The organism is Micromonospora sp. NPDC005215 (genome assembly GCF_040607915.1).
Taxonomy (GTDB): Bacteria; Actinomycetota; Actinomycetes; order Mycobacteriales; family Micromonosporaceae; genus Micromonospora.
Genome location: NZ_JBEXHQ010000001.1, coordinates 351,264 through 372,182, shown reverse-complemented (window position 1 = coordinate 372,182; position 20,919 = coordinate 351,264). Strand labels below are relative to the sequence as shown.

The window sequence follows — 20,919 nt, the reverse complement described above, 5'->3', positions numbered from 1 at the left end:
CGGCGGAGGTGGTTGTGCGCGACCCCTTGGCAGAACCTTCGGACCTGATCCGCAGCGTGTCCCGAGCGCTGCGGGTGCTGGAGTCGGTCGGTCGTGCCCCGAAAGGCCTGACCGTCAAGCAGATCGCCAGGCGGTGCGAGCTGACAGTGGCCACCACCTACCATCTGGTCCGCACGCTCGCCTACGAGGGCTACGTGATCCGTCGCGAGGACGGCACGTACATCGTGGGGTTGGAGGTGGCCGACCGCTACCGGGAGCTGGTGACGGCGTTCCGCGGCCCGCCGGTGGTCGGTGAGACGCTGCGGCGGGCGGCTCTGGACACCGGCTACAGCCACTTCCTGGGCCGCTTCGTCGGCGGGCAGGTGGCTCTCACGGCGGTCGCCGAGGGGCACCGCTCGCCCTACCTGGAGGATCTGGTCCCCGGCTTCGACGAGGGGGCGCACGCGACGGCTCTCGGCAAGTCGCTGCTCGCCACCCTGACCGCCGATCAGCGCTACCGCTACCTGCGGGAGTACGGCATGCGCCCGTTCACCAGCGCCACGCTGACCACCACCGAGGCGTTCGAGGCCGACCTGGCCGCCGGTGACCGGCGCGGCATGCAGTTGGAGATGGGGCAGTTCCGCCAGGGGGTGGCGTGTGCGGCGATGCTCGTCGCCCCGGACAAGGACATGGAACGCCGCGTCGTGCTGGCCTGCGCGTTGCCGGCCAGCGAGATGATGACCTCCGCCCGGGTGGTCCGCGCCAAGCTGCTCACCGTGGCCCGTAGCGTCGCCGACGGCATCACCGCCGACTCCTGACCCTCGACGGCGAGAGGCCCTCTCCCGGGCTGGGAGAGGGCCTCTCGTGGCGGTCCAGCGCCGGACCCGCCGTGGGTGAGGTTCAGCGATCCACCGACCGCAGCGGCACCGTCAGCTGCCCACCGGGCCGCCGTCGAGACGCCAGGTGACCACCACGCCCGGCTTGGCGTAGTCGCCGTCGGGCCAGTTCGAGGCCGGGCTCTCCACCGAGGCGCCGGTGATCTCACCCGGGTGCTGCACGGCGACGAAGACCGAGCGGTTGTCGCCGGTGATGAACGGCCCGCAGGTCTCCGCGCCGAGCGGCACGGTCAGGAACTGCTTGAGGTGACCCCGCTCCGGGCCCTCGACGGCGGTGGCGAACAGGCCGTCGTTGCTGCCCAGCGCGTTGCCGTCGGTGGAGATCCACAGGTTGCCGGTGGCGTCGAAGGCGACGTTGTCCGGGCAGGAGATCGGGGAGACTCGGGTCCGGTCGTACCCGGCGAAGAAGGTCGACGGGTCGGTCGGGTCGCCGCAGACGATCGGCAGCGACCAGGCGAAGGTCTCCGCGGTGTTGTCGTTGCGGTCCTCGACCAGCTCCAGGATCTGCCCGTGCTTGTTGGCGTTGCGTGGGTTGGCCTCGTCCGCCGCGGCCTTGCCGGCCTTACCGCGGTCGGTGTTGTTGGTAAGCGCCACGTACACCTTGCCGGTGAGCTGGCTCGGCTCGACGTCCTCGGGGCGGTCCATCTTGGTCGCGCCGACCTTGTCGCCGGCGAGCCGGGTGAAGGTGAGCACGTCCGCCGCGGTCATCCCGTCGACGAACGACCGGTTGCCGGTGACCAGCTTGATCCAGCGCCCCCGGCCGTTGAACGCGCCGTCGGTGGGGAGCTGGCCCGAGCCGTCGATCTCGGCGGCGCTGGTCTGGTCGAGCTTCGCCACGTAGAGCGTGCCGGACTCCAGCAGGGTCAGGTTGTGCTTGCGGGCAGCCCAGGAGTTGCCCTTGAGGAACTTCTGGTCCGAGACGAACTTGTAGAGGTAGTCGAACCGCTCGTCGTCGCCCATGTACGCGACCACGCGGCCGTCCCTCGCGACGATCACGTTCGCGCCCTCGTGCTTGAGTCGGCCCATCGCGGTGTGCTTGCGCGGGCGGCTCTCCGGGTCGAACGGGTCGATCTCGACGACCCAGCCGAACCGGTGCGCCTCGTTGGGGTGCTTGGCCAGGTCGAAGCGCTCGTCGGCGCGCTCCCACTTGCGGCTGCCGCTGGGGTAGCGGCTCGCGGTGCTGATGCCGTAACGGTCCAACTTCGGCTTCAGCTCGGCCGGGGCGGCGTCGGCGCCCACGAAGTACTGGTTGAAGTTCTCCTCACCGGAGAGCACAGTGCCCCACGGGGTCACGCCACCGGCACAGTTGTTCAGCGTGCCGACGACCGTACGCCCCTTGGGGTCGGCGGCGGTCTTCAGCCAGGCCGAGCCGGCGGCCGGGCCGGTCAGGTCGAACTTGGTGCTGAGCGCGGTGACCCGCCGGTTGTACGGCCGGCGGCCGGTGTCGACAGGCTTCCACTGCCCGGTGCCCGCGACCCGCTCCACCTCCACGACCGACATGCCGTGCGCGGCCATTGTGGTGCGGAGCTGCTCGACGGAGAGCCCGTCCAGGCCGGGGAAGCCCGGGAACATCAGTTCCTCGTTCGTGTACTCGTGGTTGACCACGAGCAGTGCGCGCCGGCCCTGCTTGTCCAGCGGCAGCACGCCCACGAAGTCGTTGTTGTAACCGAACTGTCGGGACTGCGCCGCGGCGCTCTGGTGGTGCAGGTCGAACTCGGGCGCGCCCGGCAGCACCGGGTCACCCCACTTGATCACCACGGCGTGGTCGTAGCCGTTCGGGACCACCAGAGTGTCCAGCTTGTTCGGCGGGATCGGCTTGAAGGTCAGCGCGCCGTTGCCGACCCCGGTGCTGGGCCGGCCGAAACCGAAGGCCTCCGGGACGTCCGGGGTGGCGGGGGCCGCCAGGGCCGGGGCCGCACCGGCAGCCGCGCCGCCGAAGCCGAGGACCAGCGCGCCGACCGCGCCGGCCCGGACCACGCCGCGCCGCGAGACCTCCGCGTTCACCACGTCTCCGAAGTACGCGTTGTCGGAGGTGTTCGGGACCGGGTGGTCACAGGCGTTTCCGCAGCGGTACAGACAGGTCATGGCGTCACGGGTGCCATGGCGGCTGCCGGTCAGCAGCGGGAGCAGCCGGGGACTGTCGCTCATGGGAGAGGCCTCCAGAGAAGTCGGTGGCACGGCAGGCGGCGTACCAGGCGGACGCTTCCAGGACGCGGTGAGCGTGCGTCGGCCACGATGTGAACCGACCGTGAACACCTTCGCCAGCGGCTACCGCACGTAACCGGTCTGACCTCGGGCTGAACCGATCGGCGTGACCGCACGTATTCCCGAGCGAACGCAACGCCGGACGCGCGCCGGAAGCGAGGGAGACCGCCATCAGCGACCACGACGCCCAACTGCTGCGCGCGCTGCACGACGAGCACGCGGAGGCGCTGTACGCCCACGCCCTGCGGCTTGTCAACGGCGACCGGCAGCGAGCCGAGGACCTGGTGCAGGAGACGCTGCTGCGGGCCTGGCGACATCCCGAGTCACTCGACCCGCGGCGCGGTTCGGTGCGGTCCTGGCTCTTCACCACCGCCCGCAACCTGGCCATCGACGCCTGGCGGCGGCGTTCCACCCGGGTCGGCGAGGTCTTCACCGACGATCTTCCCGAACCGCCCGACGTGATCGACGAGGCCGAACGGGCGGTGGAGGCGTGGACCGTCGCCGAGGCGCTCAACCGGCTCAGCCCGACCCACCGGGAAGTGCTTGTCGAGTGCTTCTACCAGGGACGGTCGGTGGCCGAGGCGGCCTCCCGCCTGGGCGTACCACCGGGGACCGTGAAGTCGCGCACCCACTACGCGCTGCGGTCCCTACGGTTGGTCCTGGCTGAGATGGGAGTGACGGGATGACCCGGTGCGAGTTCGCGCACGACGACGGCGCGTACGTGCTGGGTGCCCTGGCCCCCGCCGAGCGGGCGGCCTACGAGCGGCACCTTGGCGGCTGCGCGTCCTGCCGGGAGGCGGTCGCCGAGATCGCCGTCCTGCCCGGGTTGCTCGGGCGGCTCGACCCGGCGGGGTTGGAGCAGATCCTGCCGCCGCCGGCCCCGCCCCGGGTGCCCGCGTTGTTGGAGGAGGCCCGGCGTCGCCGGCGTCGGGAGCGCGCCAGCGACCGGCGACGCTACGCGTTGACGACGTTGGCCGCCGCCGGGCTGGCCCTGCTTGTCGGTGTGGGCACCGCAGTGGTGCTGCCCCGGCCCGCCGACCCGCCGGTCGCCCAGGGCACCCGGGGCAACACAGCCGCACCGCAGGTGTCGATGGTCGCCATGCGTCCGGTGGCCAGCACCGGGCCGGTGCACGCCGACATCGGGCTCATCGGCACCAAGTGGGGCACCCAGGTGACAATGCGCTGCGGGTACGACGCGCGGTCGAGCTACGGCAAGGCGTACCCGTTCCGGCTGGTGGCGCGCGGCCCGAGCGGCGCGAGCGAACAGATCGGCTCCTGGCTGGCCGCACCGGGCGACGCCCTCCAGTTCAGCGGTGCCACCAGGTTCACCGATGCCGAGCTGGTCAGCGTGGAACTCCAACGAGCCGACGGCACACCCATCCTCACCTACGCGGTCCCCTGAGACCCACCCCGCCGTCCGGTCGAGGGTGCGGCGGGTCAGGGGACCAGGGCGGGTTGCCTGGGAGTTCGGGTTCGGCGGGAGTTGCGGACGACATCGGCGGTGAAGACGATGAGGGCGAGCCAGACCAGCGCGAAACCGGCGAGGCGGGCCGGCGGCATCGGCTCGTGGAAGATGAGGACGCCGCAGCCGAGCTGAAGGATCGGCGCCACATACTGGATCATGCCGAGACCGCTCAGGGGTAGCCGGTTGGTCGCCCCGGCGAACAGGAGCAGTGGGATCGCCGTGGCCGCGCCGGCCAACACCAGCAGCGCGGTGTGCCCGGCCGAGACGTGGCCGAAGGTGGACTGGGCGCGGCTGGTGAGCCAGGCCAGGTAACCCAACGCCGGCAGGGCCAGCACCGCCGACTCGACGAAGAGACCCTCCGCCGCCGGCAGTCCGAGCCGCTTCTTGACCAGGCCGTAGCCGGCGAAACTGAACGCCAGCGTCAACGCCAACCAGGGCAGCCGGCCGTAGTCCACTGTGAGCACCACTACCGCCGACGCGCCGATGCCCAGCGCCAGCCACTGTGCCGGGCGTAGCCGCTCCCGCAGCACTGTCACCCCGAGCAGCACCACGACCAGCGGATTGATGAAGTAGCCGAGCGCGGTCTCGATCACCCGGTCGGAGTTGACCCCGTAGATGTAGGTGCCCCAGTTGACGGCGATCAGCGCGGCGGCGGCGACGATCCCGGCCACCGCCCAGGGACGTCGCACCAGCGCTCGCAGGAAGCCGATGTTGCGCAGCGCCGCCAGCAGCAGGGCCACGAAGACCACCGACCAGACGACCCGGTGGGCCAGTACCTCCAGCGGCCCGGCAGGCCGCAACAGCTTGAAGTAGAGCGGAAAGAAGCCCCAGAGCAGGTACGCGCCGAAGCCGTAGAGGTATCCCAGGCGGAGTGGCGTCACTTCTCTACCGTAAGGGGCGTACTGGCATTTTGCTCCTTTCCGGTGACCGGGGTCACCGGGGTACGCCGGTCGAGTTGCATCCACCGCTCCGGCACGTCCAACGGCGTGAAGCCCACCCGCGCGTACACCTGGTGCGCGTCGTTCGTGGCCAGCAGGATTCGGCGTACGCCGAGGTCGTCCAGGTGGTCGCGGATGGCGCCGGCCAGCCAGCCGCCCAACCCGCGGCCCCGGGCGGCGCGGTCGACGTAGACGTCGCAGAGCCACGCGAAGGTGGCGCCATCGGTGACCACCCGGGCCACCGCCACCTGCCGGTCGTCCTCGGGCCGGTAGACGCCGAACGGCAGCGAGCCGGCGAACGCCAATGCCGTGGTCTCCCGGTCCCGGCCAAGGGCCCAGTACGCGTCGGTGGACAACCAGAGGTGCACCAGGGCCAGATCCAGTCGGGCGGGGTCGGTGCTGAGCAGGTAGCCGTCGGTGCGAGTCAGCGAGAACACGCCGCGACGCTAGCCGCCGGGGTGGGCGGCCAGACCGGCCAATTCCCAGAGTCTGGTCATTGGCCGGCCGTGGTCGCAGCCCTCGGCGGGCCGGATCGGTGCTGACCCGTGGACGGTCAGTCCCGGTCGAGGACGGCGCCGAGGATCCAGGTCACGATGCTCACGAACAGGGCACCGAGCACTGCGGCCGGCCAGAAACCGTCAACTGTGAACGGCAGCCCGGCCTGGTCGGCGATCCAACTGGTGAGCAGGAACAGCAACCCGTTCACCACCAGCGCGATGAGACCCAGGGTCAGCAGGTAGAAGCCACAGCCGACGGTCTTGATGACCGGCTGGAGGACCGCGTTGACCACGCCGAAGATCACCGCCACCAGGAGCAGCGTGGTGACCGTCTCGACGGCGGAGTCCGACTCCAGAGAGATGCCCGGAATGAGGAGTGTGGCCAGCCAGAATGCCAGCGCTGTGCTGGCCAGCCGAATCAGCAGACCTTTCAGAAAACCCATGGCGGGGATCGTGCCACGGACCTCGCACCGGCGTAACCCGGCAGATGACCAGGCGGGTCGATCAGCCGCGCGACGGCCGCCCGATCAGTTGTGACTCGATCGGCGTGGGGGAGAGCAGCGCCCAGCGCAGCGCCCGCCGGTTGACCACGGCGACCATGTCGTCCCGGATCCGGGTCAGCCACTCGGCCGAGCCGCCCAGCCCCAGGGCGGCCCCGGCCAGCGCGGCCTCGTTGGCGTCCAGCGGTTGCAGCAACGCGAGGTCGGCCCGGCTCAACGCGTCGACGTCGGCTGAGGTCAACTCGTCCCGTACGACAAGCGTGGCCCGCCACGGCGGACCCGGCTCGGCCTCGGCCGACACCGGCCCGGCGTCGACGACCAGCAGCAACGGACGCAGGGCGGTCCCCACCCCGTCGGCGACCGGTCGACCGGGCGGGAGCAGCGGGATCGTCCCGCCCGGCGCGCCCACCCCCCGGACGAACGGCTCCCAGGCGCGCGGCCGTGCGGTCTGCACCACCACCAGCGCACCGAGTGCCAGTGCGCGCAGGGTCACCAACTGGGCCGCGCGCACCCCGCCGACCAGCAGCACCCGGGTGCTCTCCGGCCGGAAGAGTCGCACGGTGACGGCTCGGCCGTGCCGATTCGCGCCGACCATCAGGCCCGCGTCGCCGAGGGTCAGCTCCCAGTCGTCCATCGCGATGCGGGGCCGCGCCCCGGGTGCGGTCAGCGCCAGCGGCAGCGTGGCGGCCAGCCCGGGCAGGTGGGCGCCGTCGAGGCGACGCAGCTCCCCGCCCAGGTCGGTCACCAGGCGGTGCAGCGCCTCGGAGGCCGCTGTCAGCTCGGTCGCCGTCGTGGCGGCCAGCCGCACTGTCAGCTCGGTCGGCGCCGGGCCGGCACCGGTGCTCGGCGACGGACCCGCCGTGATCGACACTGTCGTCGCGGTCGCCGGCAGGGCGAGCATCCGGGGCACCAGCCGCCGCCCACCCGTAGCGTCCGCCTCCGGCCACTGGACCAGCCGGAAGGTGGCCTGCACCAGCGTGCCGGACCGCAGCGCCGGCCAGGACTCCCGCACCGGCTGGCCGTCGTGGTGGGCCAGCTCGGCCAGGACGCGCAGGGCCGCGGGTACGCCGAGTGGCCGCGCGGTAAGCGATCCGAACCGGCGGACGACGCGACGTACCGTGCCGGCGAGCACCCGGCGCAGGTCCTCCTCCGACCAGCCGTCCACCCGCAGCACCCGGATCGCCACCACCGCCCGCTCCCGCCCGGCGAGCCGCCCGTCGGTGAGCTGCCGGTACGACGTACCGGCCGTGCCACCCGCGGCCGGCACCGGTGCCGGTGCCCCGGCGAGCAGCAGTTGGACCCGCAGCGGGGGCACGTCGGGACCGGCCGGGGGCAGCAACGCGGCTGGCACGGGGAGCGCCCGGGACACGTCGCCGAGCAGGTCACCGGGGTCGCCGAGCTCCAGCAGCGCCACCATGCCCGCGGTGTCCTCCAGCACGGCGGCCGGGCCGCCGGTCAGCTCGGTCGAGCGGACGACGGTGCCGGGAGCGACCAGGTCGAGCAGTTCGGCCGCTCCGGTCGGCCCGGCGAGCGCCCGGCGGCGGGTCAGGTGCCCGAGGGCGGTGCCCAGCCACTCGAAGAGCCACCGACCCCGGAACCGGACCCCGGCGACCGTCAGCAGCAGCACGGCCACCAGTGTGGCCACGACGATGACGGGTGCGGGCCGGCCGAGGGCGGTGAGGACGAGCGCCGCCGCGACCTGCGCGGTAACCAGTTGACCGGCCCGTACCCCGGCGCCAGCCCGCCGATCGGACCAGGCTCGGCGGTCCAGGGGTGACCGGCGACGGGGTGTGCGCGGACCGGTTGGGTCCAGGCTGACCTCGGCGGGTCGGCCCGACCCGGCCGGCTCACCCGGCCCGACTGTTGGCGGGGTGGCGCTCGGCCCGGACCCGATCGGGGTCGTCGGGTGCGGCCCTCCGGTGGTGATCGCCGGCACCGTGCCTCCTCGACCAGTGGGGGGACCGTGTCGGGCGGCCGGCCCGCCCCGCGACGGCCCGTCACACGCCGCGACGTGGCTGCGGCACATCGTAAGCGACCGATGGCTCACGTGGTTGTCCACAGGGGAGACGGGAGGGGTAGCAGAACCGCAACGAGGCCGCTACCGTCAGCCACGAAGTCATCGCTGACCCGCGTCTCAGTGTTCGACGACCGGGCCAAGCGAACGACGCGTTCACAGGGCGGGCGCGTCGACGGCCAAGGTGCGATCAGGGAGACGAGGTGACGTCCGGGTGTCCCAGACCCAGGCAGAAGCCGCGGTGATGCAGCAGACCGCCGCGAAGTTCGAGCAGGTAGACCAGTCGTTGCAGTCCATGCTGACCGGCCTGCTGGCCGAGCTGCAGGTGTTGCAGCAGGCCTGGCGTGGTGCCGGCGGCCGGTCATTCGAGCAGGTCAAGCAGCAGTGGTCCCAGGACCAGGCGGCGCTGCACCGGGCGCTGCGGGAGACCGCCGGGGCGATCCGCACCGCCGGCCGGCAGTACGACGGCTCCGACGACGAGGTGGCCAGCCGGGTTGCCGGCACCAATCGCGGCGGCATCCAGCTGCCGCTCTGATCCCGCTCGGGAGGGAAATCCGATGGACCATGGTGTGCTGGTCGTCAACTTCGCCGCGCTCCACCAGGCCGGCGCGGACATCCAGAAGGCGCTGAACACGCTCGACTCGCAGCTCGGTCAACTCGAACGAGATGCCGCCCCGCTGGTGGCGAGTTGGACGGGCGAGGCCCGTCAGGCCTACGAGCAGCGGCAGGCGCGGTGGCGGTCCGCCTCGCAGGATCTCCAGGCGATGCTGCGGGACATCAAGTTGGCGGTGCACGACTCGGCCTCCGACTACCTGGACACCGAAAAGAAGAACACCGGGCTGTTCCAGTGAGCACGGCGGGTCGGGAGCGCTGACCGTGTCCCGGTCCGCCGCCCGGCCGCCGCAGGGCGTCGGTCCGGGCGGTCAGCTGGCGGGGTCAGGCCGGGTCGGCCGGGCGCCAGCGTCGGCGGGCGCCGCGGGGCACCACCAGGGCGAGCAGCGCCACGGTGGCCGTCACCGTGCCGACCGCCGCGCTGACCAGCACTGCGCGTTTCTGCGCGGTCGCCCGGCGGGCCTGGCGAGCCAGCAACGCCGGGTCGGCCCGGTCGGCGGCGAGCACGGCGACCGGTCGGGGATCGGCCGCGCCACTGCCGCTGGTTTCGGTGACCGCGCGGTACGGGTTCAGCACGCCGGCGCCGTACCCGCCGCCGTGGCCCGCGTCGGGAGCCGGATCGGCGGTGGCGATGATCCGTTCCGCCACCTGGGCCGCAGTCAACTCGGGCCGGTACTCGCGCAGCAACGCGGCGGTGGCGGCCACGAACGGCGCGGCGTAGCTGGTGCCCTCGACCTGATGATGGCCCGACCCGGGGGCGGCGGTCAGCACCTCGCTGCCCGGTGCGACCAGGTCGACGTACGAACCGGTCTGCGAGAAGGCCGCCCGCCCACCGTCCGCGCCGATCGCCCCCACGCCGAGCACCCCGTCGTAGGCGGCGGGAAACGGTCGGGGATCCCCGCCGTCGTGCAGGTTGCCGGCGGCGGCCACCAGCACCACGTCCCGGTCGACCGCGTACCGCACAGCGGAACGGACCTCCGGGTCGTCCGCGTACAACACGACCGACAGGTTCACCACGTCGGCGTCGTGGTCCACGGCCCACCGGATGGCCTGGGCGAACTCGTCGGCGCTGACCGTACGCCCCGACTCCCGCCCCTGCACCACCTGCTGCTCACTCACCCGCACCGGCATGATCCGGGCACCCGGCGCCAGGCCGTGGAAGGCGACCCCGGGCTGGGGTGCCGCCGCGATGATGCTCGCCACACCGGTGCCGTGCCCGGCGCAGTCCCGCCTGCCGTCGCCGCCGGGGTCGAGCAGATCGGTGCCGGCCAGCACGCGCCCGGCCAACTGGGGGTGCACCCGGTCCACCCCGGAGTCGACCACCGCGACGGTCACCCCGGCGCCGGTGGCCAGGGGCGCGAGGCGGGTCGGGTCGTACCGTTGCTGTGGCCACGGTGTGGCCGTGACCGGCCGGACCGGGGCGAGTGGGGTCGCGCACGCCGGTGCCGTCCGGAGCCTGGCGGTGGCGGTGGCGCTCGGGAGGGCCGGTACGGTCAGCAGGCTCGCGGCCAGACCTGCGAGGACCGGGCGCGTGATCGATCGGGACATCGACAGCCTCCGTATCGTGTCGGCTCCGGGACGGGATGTTATCGCCTCGCCCGCGCCCCGGTTGGCCGCCGACGGCCAGACATTGTGATCTTGGTACCACCTTGTAGGTTGTACGCGATACCTGTGGCCTGTTCTCGGAAGGGGAGGTGGCCGTGACCGCATGGGAGCCGGCCACGGAGGCCGAGGTGGCGATGCGCGACGCGCTGCGCGCCAACGACCAGGAGCTCTACTTCCGACTCCTGTCCCGCACCGATCTGCTGCTGCCGGTCTCCGCGCCGGCGCAGCCCGGCCAGGCACCCGCCGGGTGGGGCACCTGGACCACCGGTGGCCGGACACACGTGCTGGCCTTCACGTCCGCCGCCGCACTGCGGGTCTGCCTCGGCGAGCACTCCGGCACCAACCGGCGCGTGCCCTTCGCCGACCTCGCGGTCGGCTGGCCCAACCAGGAGTGGTGGCTCGCCGTCAACCCGGGTCTGCCGGTCGAGGGCTACCTGCCGGCCTGGTTCGTGTCTCAACTCTCCCGGGGCGACGTGCGCCTGCCCGGCCGCGCCATGGGCGCCCGCGCTCGGCTGGAGCGGGCGGAGACTCTGGCCCGTACCCGCACCGGCGCGCCCGGTCGGGACGCCGCACCGGCTGCCGGCTCGCCTCCCGCGACGGGTCCGACGCCGTCTGGGCCTGCCCCGGTCCCCCCTGCCCCGGTCCCGCCTGCTCCGGTCCCGCCTGCCCCGGTCGCCCCTGCCCCGGTCCCGCCTAGGAGGGCCGCGTGGGGTCCGGCGCCCCGGGCGGCCGGCGCACCGCCAGTGCCCGGCCCGGCGGCGCGGACGCCCGGCCCCGTCGAGCCGTCGCGCCGACCTGGCGACGAGGACCTGCCCGCCGCCGGTCAGCGGCGCCCGGGTGACAGGCCCCAACCCGGCGCGTTGGGCACCGGCGCCCTGCCCCGCACCGGCCGGCCATCCCGGTTCACACCGTTGGCGCCCGCCGACCGTCCCGGTGTCGGTCCGGCCGATGCCCCCGGACCGGGCGTGGGCTGGCCGGCAGCGAACCGACCGAGCGACCCGGACGGCCTGGCAGCGGGTAACGGCAACGGCGTTCCCCAGGCCGCTCGGCGTTCCTTCTTCGAACCCACCACCGCCCGGGAACGGGCGTCGGACCCGCCGCCGGGTGAGGGGCGCTCCGCTGACCGAGCGGCCCCACCGACCCGATTCGGGCGAGGCAGCCAGCCCTTCCCCCGCCGCCGCCCGGCGGACGGGCCGGCCGAGGAGACCGCGACCCGGGCCTTCCCGATGACGGATCCGGACGCCACCCGGCCGCTGCGGTCGCCGACCGGCAACCTCGGTGCGCCCCGAGGGGTACGCGCACCGGCACCCGGCGAGGAGATCACCCAGCCCCTGCCGCCGCGCCGACCCAGCCCCGTGGCTGAGGAGCCGACCCGCGCCTTCCGGATGACGGGTGAGCCGCCGCGGACCCGGGCGCCGGAGCGGCCCAGCCCGTCGGCGGACCAGACCCAGGCGATCCCGCGCGACCGGCCGAGCCGATTCGAGCCGGTGGAGGAGTTGTCGGCAGCCGTCGCGGAACCGGTCTCCAGCCCGCCCGCGCCGCGCCGCGGCTTCACGCCCATCGTCATCGAGGGCACCATCATCGAGTCCCGCGACCTCACCGACCCGGTCGAGACCAGCGGCCCGTTCGACGCGACCCGGCAGCCCCGCCCCGCCGAGGCCGCCCCGCGCCCGTTCGACCCGGCGCCCACCGGTCCGGACCTGTTCAGTCCGTCGTCCTTCGGTCCCCGCCCGTCCGGTCCCGCGTCGTCCAACCCCGGTCCGAGCCCATCGACGCAGCCCTTCAGCGGGCCGGTGGGCGGCGGTCACACTGCGGACGGCCTGGGCGGTGTCGGCACGGGCGGCGGGCACACCGATGACCGCGGTGGCGTCCCGGTCAGTGGCGATCGCACCGACATCGACGGCGCGTCGGTCGGCGTGACCGGCGCGGATCGGGTCGACAGCGGCGAGAGCGCGATCGCGGACGGCTCCGGGCAGCCGCCACCCGCTGACGAACCGGCCCCGGTCGAGTTCGAGCCGGCCAACACCGTCGAGGAGGACCTCCTCGGTGCCGCCGGTGCCGGCAGCACCGACACGTTCCTGTCCACCCTGCTGCTGGCCCGGGTGCTGCTACCGGCGGCACCGGAATCGCTGCCGGGCAGCCGCCCCGGTGATTCCGGCTTCGTCTGGCGGACGGCGCAGCTCGACGGCGAGACGTACGTGGTGGTCTACACGTCACCGGAGCGCCTCGCCGACCACGTCGAGGGCGATGTGGTCACCGTCCGCGTGAAGTTCGCCCAACTGATCCGGCGGTGGCCGGACGAGGACTGGTCGTTCGCCGTCAACCCGGGCACCCCGGTCGGTGCCAAGCTGCCCGGTGAGCAGATCGTCGCGTTGGCCAACTGGTCCGCCGAGGTGGGGCTCGGTGACGACCTGGAGGTGGACCCGGAGGAAGCGCCGGCCGTGGTCGAGCCCACCGCCCGTCCCCGGTACGCTCCAGCGGCGGTCGACCCGACCCGACCGACGGTCATGCAGAAGGCGGTGGCGCCCAGCCAGCTCGCCTACTACCTGGATCGCGGGTACGACCGGGTCTCCGGCTTCGTGCACCGGGCCGGTGAGCTGGCCCACCTGACCACGCCCGCCCAGGTCTACGACGCGCTCGGCCTCAGCTACCCCGGTTCGCCGTTCGCCCGGGACGCCGAGGAGATCTACGTGCTGCGCTGGCCGGCGCACCGGCCGAGCCTCTACCGGATTCCCTACGGCGGTCAGAACGAGCCGGCGATGCGGGCCATGGAGGGTTGGGTCATCGAGCGTCCCCCGTTCCGGGGCAACGGCTTCGCCCCGGGCGAGAGCAGCGACGTGGTAGCAGAGTTCAAAGTGGACAGCGCGCGCCTCCCGCACGGCACACAGCTGTGGCGGATCGGCGCGGACGGCACCGAGCGGGTGATCGCCGAACTGGACACCGACACGGTGGTCTGGCGACGGGTCGGTGAGGCGTGATGCGCGACGGTTACGTGGCCCGGTGGCAGGGCCGGGAATACCAGGCCAGCCCGGATGGCGACACCATCCGCCTCTACCAACGCGAGCCGGGCGAGGGCTTCGAGGAGGTCCGCGCCGGCCGGTACGTCCGGGTGCTGCCGACGAGCGAGATCGAGGACCTGGCGTACGTGCGGACCACCTGCACCTGGCAGGGGCAGCCGTTCATCGTGCTCGGTGAGCACGACGCCTGGTTGCGGGTGGAATACACCGGTGGCCGCTGGCCGGTGGCTGAGGCGATGCGGCTGGAAGTCTTCGACTTCGGCGTCTACCAGGGGTGGGCGCCGGCCTCCGAGGTCACCGACCTCCGGGAGCAGCGGGTCTGAGCGGTCAGCTCTTGGCCCAGCGCAGGATTTCGCCGAGCACCAACTCCGGCGCCTCCAGGTGCGGAAAGTGCCCCACCCCGTCGAGCAGCCGCCACTCGTAGGGGGCGACGACGTAGCGGCCGGAGCCCAGCGCGGTACGCGGCAGGGAGGTGGCGTCCAGCGCGCCGTGCAGTTGCAGGGTGGGGGTGGCCAGCGGCTTCTGCATGAGACGGACGAATCGGTAGCCGTGCAGCCGCAGCAGCGAGCGGAACGCCCAGCGGTAGCCCTCCAACGCGCAGAACGCGGCCTGTGGGATGCACATCGCCTCCCGGCACCGCTCGGCGTACGCCTCGAAGTCCGGTCCGGCGACCCAGCGTGGCCCGCCCCAGCGGCGCAGGATCTCCGCGACGGCCGCCGCGCCGTCCCGGGTCAGTACGTGCTCGTAGCGGGGTAGTTGGAACTTCAGCGCGGGGGTGGAGGCGGCGAACTGCCCGCGTGGGTCGGCGAAGATGCCGGCGCGCAGTCGCAGCGGGTGTGGTGCCCCCAACACCACGAGCCGGCGGACCAGGGCCGGGTGGAAGGAGGCCACCGTCCAGCCCACCATGCCGCCGACGCCGCTGCCGACGATCGTCGTCGACCGTTCACCGAGCGCACGGATCAACCCGGCGATGTCGGCCGCGAGGGTGTAACCGTCGTACCCCCGGGGTGGTTTGTCGCTGGCGCCGTAGCCGCGAAGGTCGACGGCGACCGCCCGGAAGCCGGCGTCGGCAACCGCCGGCAGCATCTGGTGCCACGCCCACCAGTGCTCCGGGAAGCCGTGCAGGAAGAGCACCATCGGCCCGGTGCCGGCCTCGACCACATGGAACCGGGTGCCGTTGGCGCCGACGAAACGGTGCGTCCACGGCCCCTCGGTGAGGACACAGGACTCGTCGACGACTCCGCCGCGCTGGTCGGTCATGGCAGACAGCCTAGGACCCGGTTGCCGTCGGCGGCCCTGGTGGTCGCGTTGAACAGGGAGAAGCCCGGGTTGTCCCCTGCGGGTGCGCCGGGCGCCGTCCCGGTGTCGGCTGGACAAAGGGCGGCGCCCGGGCAGACAAGCTGCCCGGGCGCCGCTGGGTGGTGCGGGATCGTCGGTCAGAAGATCCGGATCTTCATCGAGGTGCCGTCCTGCTCCAGAACCTTGATCTTGACACCGGTCGCGGGGAGCTTGACGCCGTGGTTCGGCAGCTCCTCGTAGAAGTACTTCTTGGTGTCGTCGAACAGGGGCTGCGCAGCCTCACCGCGGATGTACTGCGGCTGGCTGTTGAGACGCAGGGTGAACGAGTCGGCCTTCTTGAGGCTGAACGGCGCGTCGTAGACCTGGACCCGGGCCCGCCACGGAGCACCGGTCAGGTTGTAGATCGGCTCCGGGTGCGCGTCGATGTACAGGTTGCGACCCTCACCCGGGTGACCACCCGGGTTGGACGCCGACACCGGCGCGGTGTTGTTGTCGGAGAACCGGGTGTTCCAGTACGAGATGAGCAGGCCCTCCTGGTACGCGTAGTGGTCCACCCAGTCCGGGCGGGTGTTCGCGTAGCCGAAGAAGTACGGGCCGGTCTTCAGGTACTTGTCGTACGAGACGTACGACCGGTTGCCGGCGATGTAGAAGTTGTCGAACAGCCGGGTGTAGGTAGCGCCGACCACCTGGAAGTTCTCCAGGGTCCAGCCGGCGTCGGTCTCGGCGCCGTCGCTGAACACGGTCTGACCGTCGGCGGTCACGGTGATCGCGTCACCGAAGAAGCCGCCCTCGGAGACACCACCGTCGGTGACGTAGTGCAGGCGGACCTGCGCCGACTTGCCGGCGACAGCGGTCAGCGGGATGTTGATGTCCGTCCAGGCGCCGTTGCTGCTGCCGGAGAGGGCCGGGCGGCCGGCGCCGTCGACGCCGATCGGTTGACCGTTGACAGTGCCGTTCAGGTCGATCCAGCTCTGGCCGCCATCGGTCGACGCCTCGAAGTAGAGGTAGTCGTAGTTGGCTTCGATGCTGTACTTGCCCTTGAGCGACAGTGCCGCGGAGGACTTGCCGGTGAGGTCGAACGTCCTCGTCATCTTGCTGTCGAGGTTGTCATCGTTACCGGAGAAGTACTGCTTGGCGCCCTCGATCGGTGGGCCGTAGTTGAAGGTGTACTCCCGCCTCGGCAGCACCACCACGGCGGCCTGGGCCTTGCTCGTGTTGTATTCCTGGGGCCCGAGTTCCTGCTTCTTGTCCTGGCCGGCGACGAAGATCTTGTGGTCCAGCCAACCGAGCTGGAGCTTGTTCCACGCGCCGAGGTCGCCGCCGCGGTCACCGATCGCCGGGTCGTTCTTGGCGCCGAGCCGGCTCTGGGCCATCAGGGTCCAGTGCTCGTTGTTGTTGTCCGCGGGTCCGTAGTCGTCCGGCAGGCCCAGGTCGTGGCCGTACTCGTGGTAGAAGACGCTGCGGCCGCCGTTTTCCGGCTGGATCGTGTAGTCGCGGATCCAGACGCCGGTGTTGCCGATCTCGGTGCCGCCGATCGGAAGGTTCGGCGGGCCGACCGGCGAGCTGTTGAACGCCGACCAGCGGTGGCTCCAGATGGCGTCCTCACCCTGCTGCGGGTCACCGTCGGCCTGGTCGCCGCCGGAGTGGACGATCTGGAAGTGGTCGATGTAACCGTCCGACTCGTTGAAGTCGCCGTCACCGTCGTAGTCGAACCGGTCCCACTGGTCGAAGGACCGCATCTCCTCGGCGATCTGCGCGTCCGTCCGGCCCTTGGCCTTCTGGTCGACGACCCACTGGTTGGCGGCGTCGCGGACCAGCGCCCAGGTGTTCGAGCACACGTTGTCGGCGCAGACAGCCCGATCGTCCCGTGGGTCCACCGGCTGGCCGGGCAGCGGGTCCGGGATCGGGTCGTCGGAGCGCCCGTAGCGGGCCTCGTTGTACCGGACCTTGACCCAGTCGGTCACCTCACCGTCGACGGTGTAGCGACCCGAGGACTGCGCCTCGTAGTACTGCTTGAGCGACTCGTCGCCCGGGTTGGTGCCGAAGTAGACCTGGCGGAAGTGCTCCGGGCTGAAGTCCGGCTGCCAGATGGTGGAGTTGTCCACGGCCCGGTTGGGCTCGGGGATCTTGTTGTGCAGCGGCCCCTGGAACGTCGCCGGCCCGGCGATGTCCGGGTTCGTGTCCTTGTCCGGGTAGGACGGGTGCCGCTCGTCACCGAACTCGGCAAGGATCACGAAGATCTTGTCGGTCCGCTCACGCTCAAGCTCGACGTACTGGTCCCGGGGCTCCGGGTCGGTGCCGGCCGTGCGGGCGTTGGCCTTGGCGGTGCTCGCCTTGCCTACCTGGCCGACCTTGACGACCTTGCTGCCATTGCGCTCGATGGGCTTGCTGCGCCCACTCAACACGTCGGCGAGGCCCTGCTCACGCAGCTCGCGGCGCTTGTCCTCGAGCTTGTCGGGGAGTTCGTCCTTCAGCGCCTGCGGCTCCGCGGCGGCCGGTGCCGCCGGCAGTTTGGGCTGCGGCGCCGCCGAGGCGGACGGGCCGTAGAACAGGCCCGTCGCCGTCAGTGAGAGTCCGAGCAGACCCACTGCGACTTTGCGCACGTGGTACCTCCGGTGTGAGGGAACCGGCCCCACGGGGGTACGGGCCGGTGGGAGATCGATCCCACGAGTGGGACCAAGGGTGAACATAGTTACTGCTGGGACGGGTGGGAAGACGAACGCGTCGATTTGTTGCAAGATTTTGTTGGGAATGCTTTTCACCGTCACACCCCAGCGCTTCATCAGCCAGATTGACCAGCGGCGGACCGGCCGTCCCGGTCCGCAACGGCACATTTCGATAGGTGTGATCGATGTACGACAGTGGGGCCGGAGGCGTCTCCGCCACCGGCCCCACCAACCGCTGTTATCTGCTACCGCTCAGCAGCGCGTCACTTCTTCGCCGGGGTGACGAAGATCGTGGCGGACGAGTTGTCCTTCGCGGCCTTCTTGACGGTGAGCGACACGCCGAAGTTCACGCCCGCGTCACCGGGGTTGCCGGTGCCCAGCACGATCGCGCCGCCGCCCAGGGTCACGCCGTAGAACTCCGGCGCCGGGCTGCCGTCCGGGTGGGTGACCCGGGTGGTGTACGGCGCGTTGTTCCGGGACGGAACGACCACCGACGCGTCGTTGTCCCGCGCGTACGCGGCCCCGTCGCGCATCTCGATGCCCGGGTACCAGGTCTTGGCATCGGTGAAGGACTTCACCGGCGCCTGCGCCTTGAACTTGGTGCAGTACGCGCTGTACGGCTCGTCCGCCGCCTCCAGGCACTCAGTGAAGGGGTACGTCTTCTGGAGCGTGAAGGCCGCGTTTGCCGACTGCGGGCGGCTGGGCAGGTTGTCCGTCACCGACGGGTCCTTCACGGCTGCCTCACCCGTGCGGCGGTACGGGTCGAAGTGCGAGTCGACGATGAGCAACCCGCCCTTCGCGCCGTAGCTGGGCAGGGCGGTCATCTGCCCGGTGACGTGGTTGACGTCGCCGAGCGCGGTGTCCCGGTACCAGACCAGCATGCCCGGCGCGTTGTAGGAGATCCGGTCGACCTTCCACGCCTCGTGCGAGTAGATCGTGTCGTACGCGTACTTCAGGCCGTTGTCGAAGCCGTCGAAGTTGCGCCACTCGGCCAGGTAGTACTGGGCGTGCATCTCGGTGCCGCTGGCGACCTTCCAGCCAGCGCCGGTGGTGTCGACGAAGGTGCCACCGGTCGCGGTCCAACCGTTGTCGCCGCCCTCGACGTCGTCGCTCCACGTGGTGGCGCCGCCGCCGGTGACCGAGAAGTCGTCGACGAACCAGTTGCGCTCCTCGAACGCCTCGTCGGTGGCGAGACGCAGCCGCACCTGGACGGTCGTCCCCGCGTACGCCGACAGGTCGACGTAGTCGTGACGCCAGCCGTCGGTGCTGCCGGTCAGGCCGTACTTCTTGCCGCCGAAGTCGTTCATCCGGCCGTTCGGGTCCGGGTAGCCGTCGGGCGTGGTGACGACAGTGCCGCCCTCGTCGTACACCTTCTGCTCGGTCCAGGACGCGCCGCCGTCGGTCGACAGCTCGACGAAGCCGTAGTCCCAGTCCTCCTCGATGATGTAGTTGTTCCACATCCAGAACTTCGGGTCGGCGGCGGCCGGCACGTTGACCGAGCGGCTCAGCTTGACGTCGGCCCAGCTCTGGTCGTTGTTGCTGTGCCACATCTTCGTGCCGCTGTGCGGCGTGGCCAGCGTCGTCACCTTGTCCGGCAGGTCGACCTTGATGCCGTCCTCGGAGTCGATCGGCGTACGCGAGCTCTGCCCGAGCTTCACCTCACGCGGGTTGGATCCGGGACGGATGGTCAGCGGGTCGGCCCAGCCGAGCACCCACTTGTCCCAGATGCCCATGTGCGTGGGCAGCGCCTGGAAGATCTCACCCGAGTGTGAGCCGGACGCCATCAGGTCCCAGAAGTCCACGTCGGAGTCGGCGTTGCCGGACGTGTCGTAGAGGTCCGGCAGGCCGAGGTCGTGACCGAACTCGTGGGCGAAGACGCCGACCCCGGCGTCCTCCGGCTGCACGATGTAGTTCGACACCTTCAGGTTGGTGCCCGGGATGCTGTAGCCACCGGCGACCGAGGAGGAGTGCGCCCACACGGCGTACACACCCTCGGCGCCACCGCCACGGGACTTGCCCTGCCCGGCGTGCACCAGCACGAGGTGGTCGATCACGCCGTCCGGCTCGTAGACGTTGCCGTCACCGTCGCGGTCGGCCTGGTCCTCGATGTCGTAGTCCGCCCACGGGAAGGCGGGGTCCTTCGCGGCGAGCGCGTCGATCGCGTCGGTCGCCAGCCGGCCCGCGCCGGCCGGGTTGTCCGGGTGACCGTTCATCGACTGCTCACGGCCGGCGACCCAGGCGCCGGTCTCGTCCTGGAAGCAGCGGTTGGCCGCGTACCAGCCCTCGGAGTGCGGCACGGAGATCCACGGGCTGGACTGCCCGTCCACCGTGTACGCGTTCTTGGACATCTCCAGGTACATGTTGTGCATGGTGCGACCGGAGAGGTCAATGCCCTTCTTGCCGTCCGGGCCCCGCAGGTCCGTACGGACCCGCTCGGTGATGCCCTTCTTGCTGTAGAGCATCTTGTTGTAGTGCGACGGCGAGAAGTCCGGCACCCACATCGAGTTGTTGTCCTCGTGCGGCAGCCTCGACGGGTCCGGGATCTTGTTGTGCTTCGGCCCGTTCTGCACGGTGCCGGGCACGCAGGTGCGGTCCTCGAACACCGTCTTCGGGACCATCACGTCGGTGAAGTCGTCGTTGGCCTTGTCGTTGAACTCGACAAGCAACGTCAACAGCTTCGCCGTCTGCGTGGTCGGCGCCTGCTTGATCTTGCGGGGGTTCTTGCCGGTCTGGATCGACTTCGCTTCGATCCTGGCCAGCTGCTTGGCGGTGACCGGGTTGCCTCGCGCGTGCTTCTGGTCGAACGCGCGTGCGGACTCGACGGCGGGCGTGTAGACACCGCCCTTGCCCTTCACCTCGCGGCCGGTGGTGTCCGGCTGCACCTCGGGCTCGGCGTAGTTGATGTAGTGCTCATCCGCGCCGATCACCGCCCGGGGCGTCGGGGACGACGACTGGGCCGCCGCGCTGCCCGTCACGGTAAGTGACGTGGCCGCGAGGGCGATGGCGGGCAGCGCGACGAGTAGTCGTCGGCGCGACCCGGACTGCGGTTTGTGGTTCATGCCGCTCCATTTCTCGGGCATGGGGAGGAGGACGTTGGACTCTCCGACCATCGATGTGATGAACGTCGAATTGTTCCAACCTGCGTGAACCTAAATCACAACCGGCCGAAAGGACAGTGGTGACCCACCGCTTGGTCCGTTCAGCTTCTTTTGGCTCCCCCGACCGA

General features: G+C 71.4%; 16 protein-coding genes. 7 read left to right on the top strand and 9 right to left on the bottom strand.

The window, feature by feature from the left end:
- Positions 1-14 precede the first annotated feature (14 nt).
- Positions 15-797 carry an IclR family transcriptional regulator C-terminal domain-containing protein gene (locus ABZU25_RS01765; RefSeq protein ID WP_355027389.1) on the top strand — a complete coding sequence of 261 codons (783 nt, stop codon included), beginning with the start codon at positions 15-17 and terminating at the stop codon, positions 795-797.
- Positions 798-908: 111 nt separating this feature from the next.
- Here the strand turns inward: ABZU25_RS01765 and ABZU25_RS01760 are convergent, their stop codons facing one another.
- Positions 909-3,023 (bottom strand): PhoX family phosphatase, encoded by a 2,115-nt coding sequence (locus ABZU25_RS01760; protein ID WP_355027388.1) that lies wholly within the window; start codon positions 3,021-3,023, stop codon positions 909-911.
- A gap of 248 nt (positions 3,024-3,271) precedes the next feature.
- Here ABZU25_RS01760 and ABZU25_RS01755 point away from each other — a divergent pair, with 248 nt between their 5' ends.
- Together ABZU25_RS01755 and ABZU25_RS01750 are read left to right on the top strand one after the other, a co-directional pair.
- Positions 3,272-3,766 carry a sigma-70 family RNA polymerase sigma factor gene (locus ABZU25_RS01755; protein WP_238645970.1) on the top strand — a complete coding sequence of 165 codons (495 nt, stop codon included), beginning with the start codon at positions 3,272-3,274 and terminating at the stop codon, positions 3,764-3,766.
- Entirely contained in the window at positions 3,763-4,482 is a 720-nt protein-coding gene (locus ABZU25_RS01750) for a zf-HC2 domain-containing protein (protein ID WP_355027387.1), read from the top strand. Before ABZU25_RS01755 ends, ABZU25_RS01750 begins: the two co-directional genes overlap by 4 nt.
- A 35-nt stretch (positions 4,483-4,517) precedes the next feature.
- On the opposite strand, the gene rarD is transcribed toward ABZU25_RS01750, so the two are convergent.
- The 4 genes from rarD to eccE form a co-directional block, all read right to left on the bottom strand.
- On the bottom strand, positions 4,518-5,426 hold the full coding sequence (gene rarD / locus ABZU25_RS01745) for an EamA family transporter RarD (RefSeq protein WP_355027386.1): 909 nt from the start codon (positions 5,424-5,426) through the stop codon (positions 4,518-4,520).
- The gene (locus ABZU25_RS01740) at positions 5,423-5,920 is read right to left on the bottom strand and encodes a GNAT family N-acetyltransferase (protein ID WP_355027385.1); all 498 of its coding nucleotides are present in this window, start codon (positions 5,918-5,920) and stop codon (positions 5,423-5,425) included. Before ABZU25_RS01740 ends, rarD begins: the two co-directional genes overlap by 4 nt.
- A 116-nt stretch (positions 5,921-6,036) precedes the next feature.
- Positions 6,037-6,423 (bottom strand): phage holin family protein, encoded by a 387-nt coding sequence (locus ABZU25_RS01735; RefSeq protein WP_355027384.1) that lies wholly within the window; start codon positions 6,421-6,423, stop codon positions 6,037-6,039.
- Positions 6,424-6,484: 61 nt separating this feature from the next.
- Positions 6,485-8,416, bottom strand: a complete 1,932-nt coding sequence (eccE, locus tag ABZU25_RS01730) for a type VII secretion protein EccE (RefSeq protein ID WP_355027383.1) — start codon at positions 8,414-8,416, stop codon at positions 6,485-6,487.
- A 292-nt stretch (positions 8,417-8,708) separates the two neighbouring features.
- Here eccE and ABZU25_RS01725 point away from each other — a divergent pair, with 292 nt between their 5' ends.
- Both ABZU25_RS01725 and ABZU25_RS01720 read left to right on the top strand, forming a co-directional pair.
- On the top strand, positions 8,709-9,029 hold the full coding sequence (locus tag ABZU25_RS01725) for a WXG100 family type VII secretion target (protein WP_355027382.1): 321 nt from the start codon (positions 8,709-8,711) through the stop codon (positions 9,027-9,029).
- A 22-nt stretch (positions 9,030-9,051) separates the two neighbouring features.
- Complete coding sequence (locus tag ABZU25_RS01720) at positions 9,052-9,345, top strand: WXG100 family type VII secretion target (RefSeq protein ID WP_355027381.1); 294 nt, start codon at positions 9,052-9,054, stop codon at positions 9,343-9,345.
- Between the two features lie 85 nt (positions 9,346-9,430).
- Here the strand turns inward: ABZU25_RS01720 and mycP are convergent, their stop codons facing one another.
- Positions 9,431-10,654: a type VII secretion-associated serine protease mycosin gene (gene mycP / locus ABZU25_RS01715; protein WP_355027380.1), complete on the bottom strand. Its 1,224-nt coding sequence runs from the start codon at positions 10,652-10,654 to the stop codon at positions 9,431-9,433.
- Positions 10,655-10,806: 152 nt separating this feature from the next.
- On the opposite strand from mycP, the gene ABZU25_RS01710 reads away from it, so the two are divergent.
- Both ABZU25_RS01710 and ABZU25_RS01705 read left to right on the top strand, forming a co-directional pair.
- Positions 10,807-13,689: an SseB family protein gene (locus tag ABZU25_RS01710; protein WP_355027379.1), complete on the top strand. Its 2,883-nt coding sequence runs from the start codon at positions 10,807-10,809 to the stop codon at positions 13,687-13,689.
- Entirely contained in the window at positions 13,686-14,051 is a 366-nt protein-coding gene (locus ABZU25_RS01705) for a hypothetical protein (RefSeq protein ID WP_355027378.1), read from the top strand. The genes ABZU25_RS01710 and ABZU25_RS01705 overlap by 4 nt, the downstream gene beginning before the upstream one ends.
- Before the next feature lie 4 nt (positions 14,052-14,055).
- Here the strand turns inward: ABZU25_RS01705 and ABZU25_RS01700 are convergent, their stop codons facing one another.
- From ABZU25_RS01700 to ABZU25_RS01690, 3 genes are all read right to left on the bottom strand, one after another.
- Positions 14,056-14,988 carry an alpha/beta hydrolase gene (locus tag ABZU25_RS01700; RefSeq protein WP_355027377.1) on the bottom strand — a complete coding sequence of 311 codons (933 nt, stop codon included), beginning with the start codon at positions 14,986-14,988 and terminating at the stop codon, positions 14,056-14,058.
- A gap of 176 nt (positions 14,989-15,164) precedes the next feature.
- The gene (locus tag ABZU25_RS01695; protein ID WP_355027461.1) at positions 15,165-17,615 is read right to left on the bottom strand and encodes an immune inhibitor A domain-containing protein; all 2,451 of its coding nucleotides are present in this window, start codon (positions 17,613-17,615) and stop codon (positions 15,165-15,167) included.
- 341 nt (positions 17,616-17,956) lie between these two features.
- Positions 17,957-20,752: an immune inhibitor A domain-containing protein gene (locus ABZU25_RS01690; RefSeq protein WP_355027376.1), complete on the bottom strand. Its 2,796-nt coding sequence runs from the start codon at positions 20,750-20,752 to the stop codon at positions 17,957-17,959.
- Between the last annotated feature and the right edge of the window lie 167 nt (positions 20,753-20,919).

What these genes read in the sequence shown, in the direction of transcription:
- ABZU25_RS01690 (WP_355027376.1), bottom strand. Translation starts at nt 20,752, where the DNA reads ATGAACCACAAACCGCAGTCCGGGTCGCGCCGACGACTACTCGTCGCG.
- ABZU25_RS01700 (WP_355027377.1), bottom strand. Translation starts at nt 14,988, where the DNA reads ATGACCGACCAGCGCGGCGGAGTCGTCGACGAGTCCTGTGTCCTCACC.
- ABZU25_RS01735 (WP_355027384.1), bottom strand. Translation starts at nt 6,423, where the DNA reads ATGGGTTTTCTGAAAGGTCTGCTGATTCGGCTGGCCAGCACAGCGCTG.
- mycP (WP_355027380.1), bottom strand. Translation starts at nt 10,654, where the DNA reads ATGTCCCGATCGATCACGCGCCCGGTCCTCGCAGGTCTGGCCGCGAGC.
- ABZU25_RS01750 (WP_355027387.1), top strand. Translation starts at nt 3,763, where the DNA reads ATGACCCGGTGCGAGTTCGCGCACGACGACGGCGCGTACGTGCTGGGT.
- ABZU25_RS01720 (WP_355027381.1), top strand. Translation starts at nt 9,052, where the DNA reads ATGGACCATGGTGTGCTGGTCGTCAACTTCGCCGCGCTCCACCAGGCC.
- ABZU25_RS01760 (WP_355027388.1), bottom strand. Translation starts at nt 3,023, where the DNA reads ATGAGCGACAGTCCCCGGCTGCTCCCGCTGCTGACCGGCAGCCGCCAT.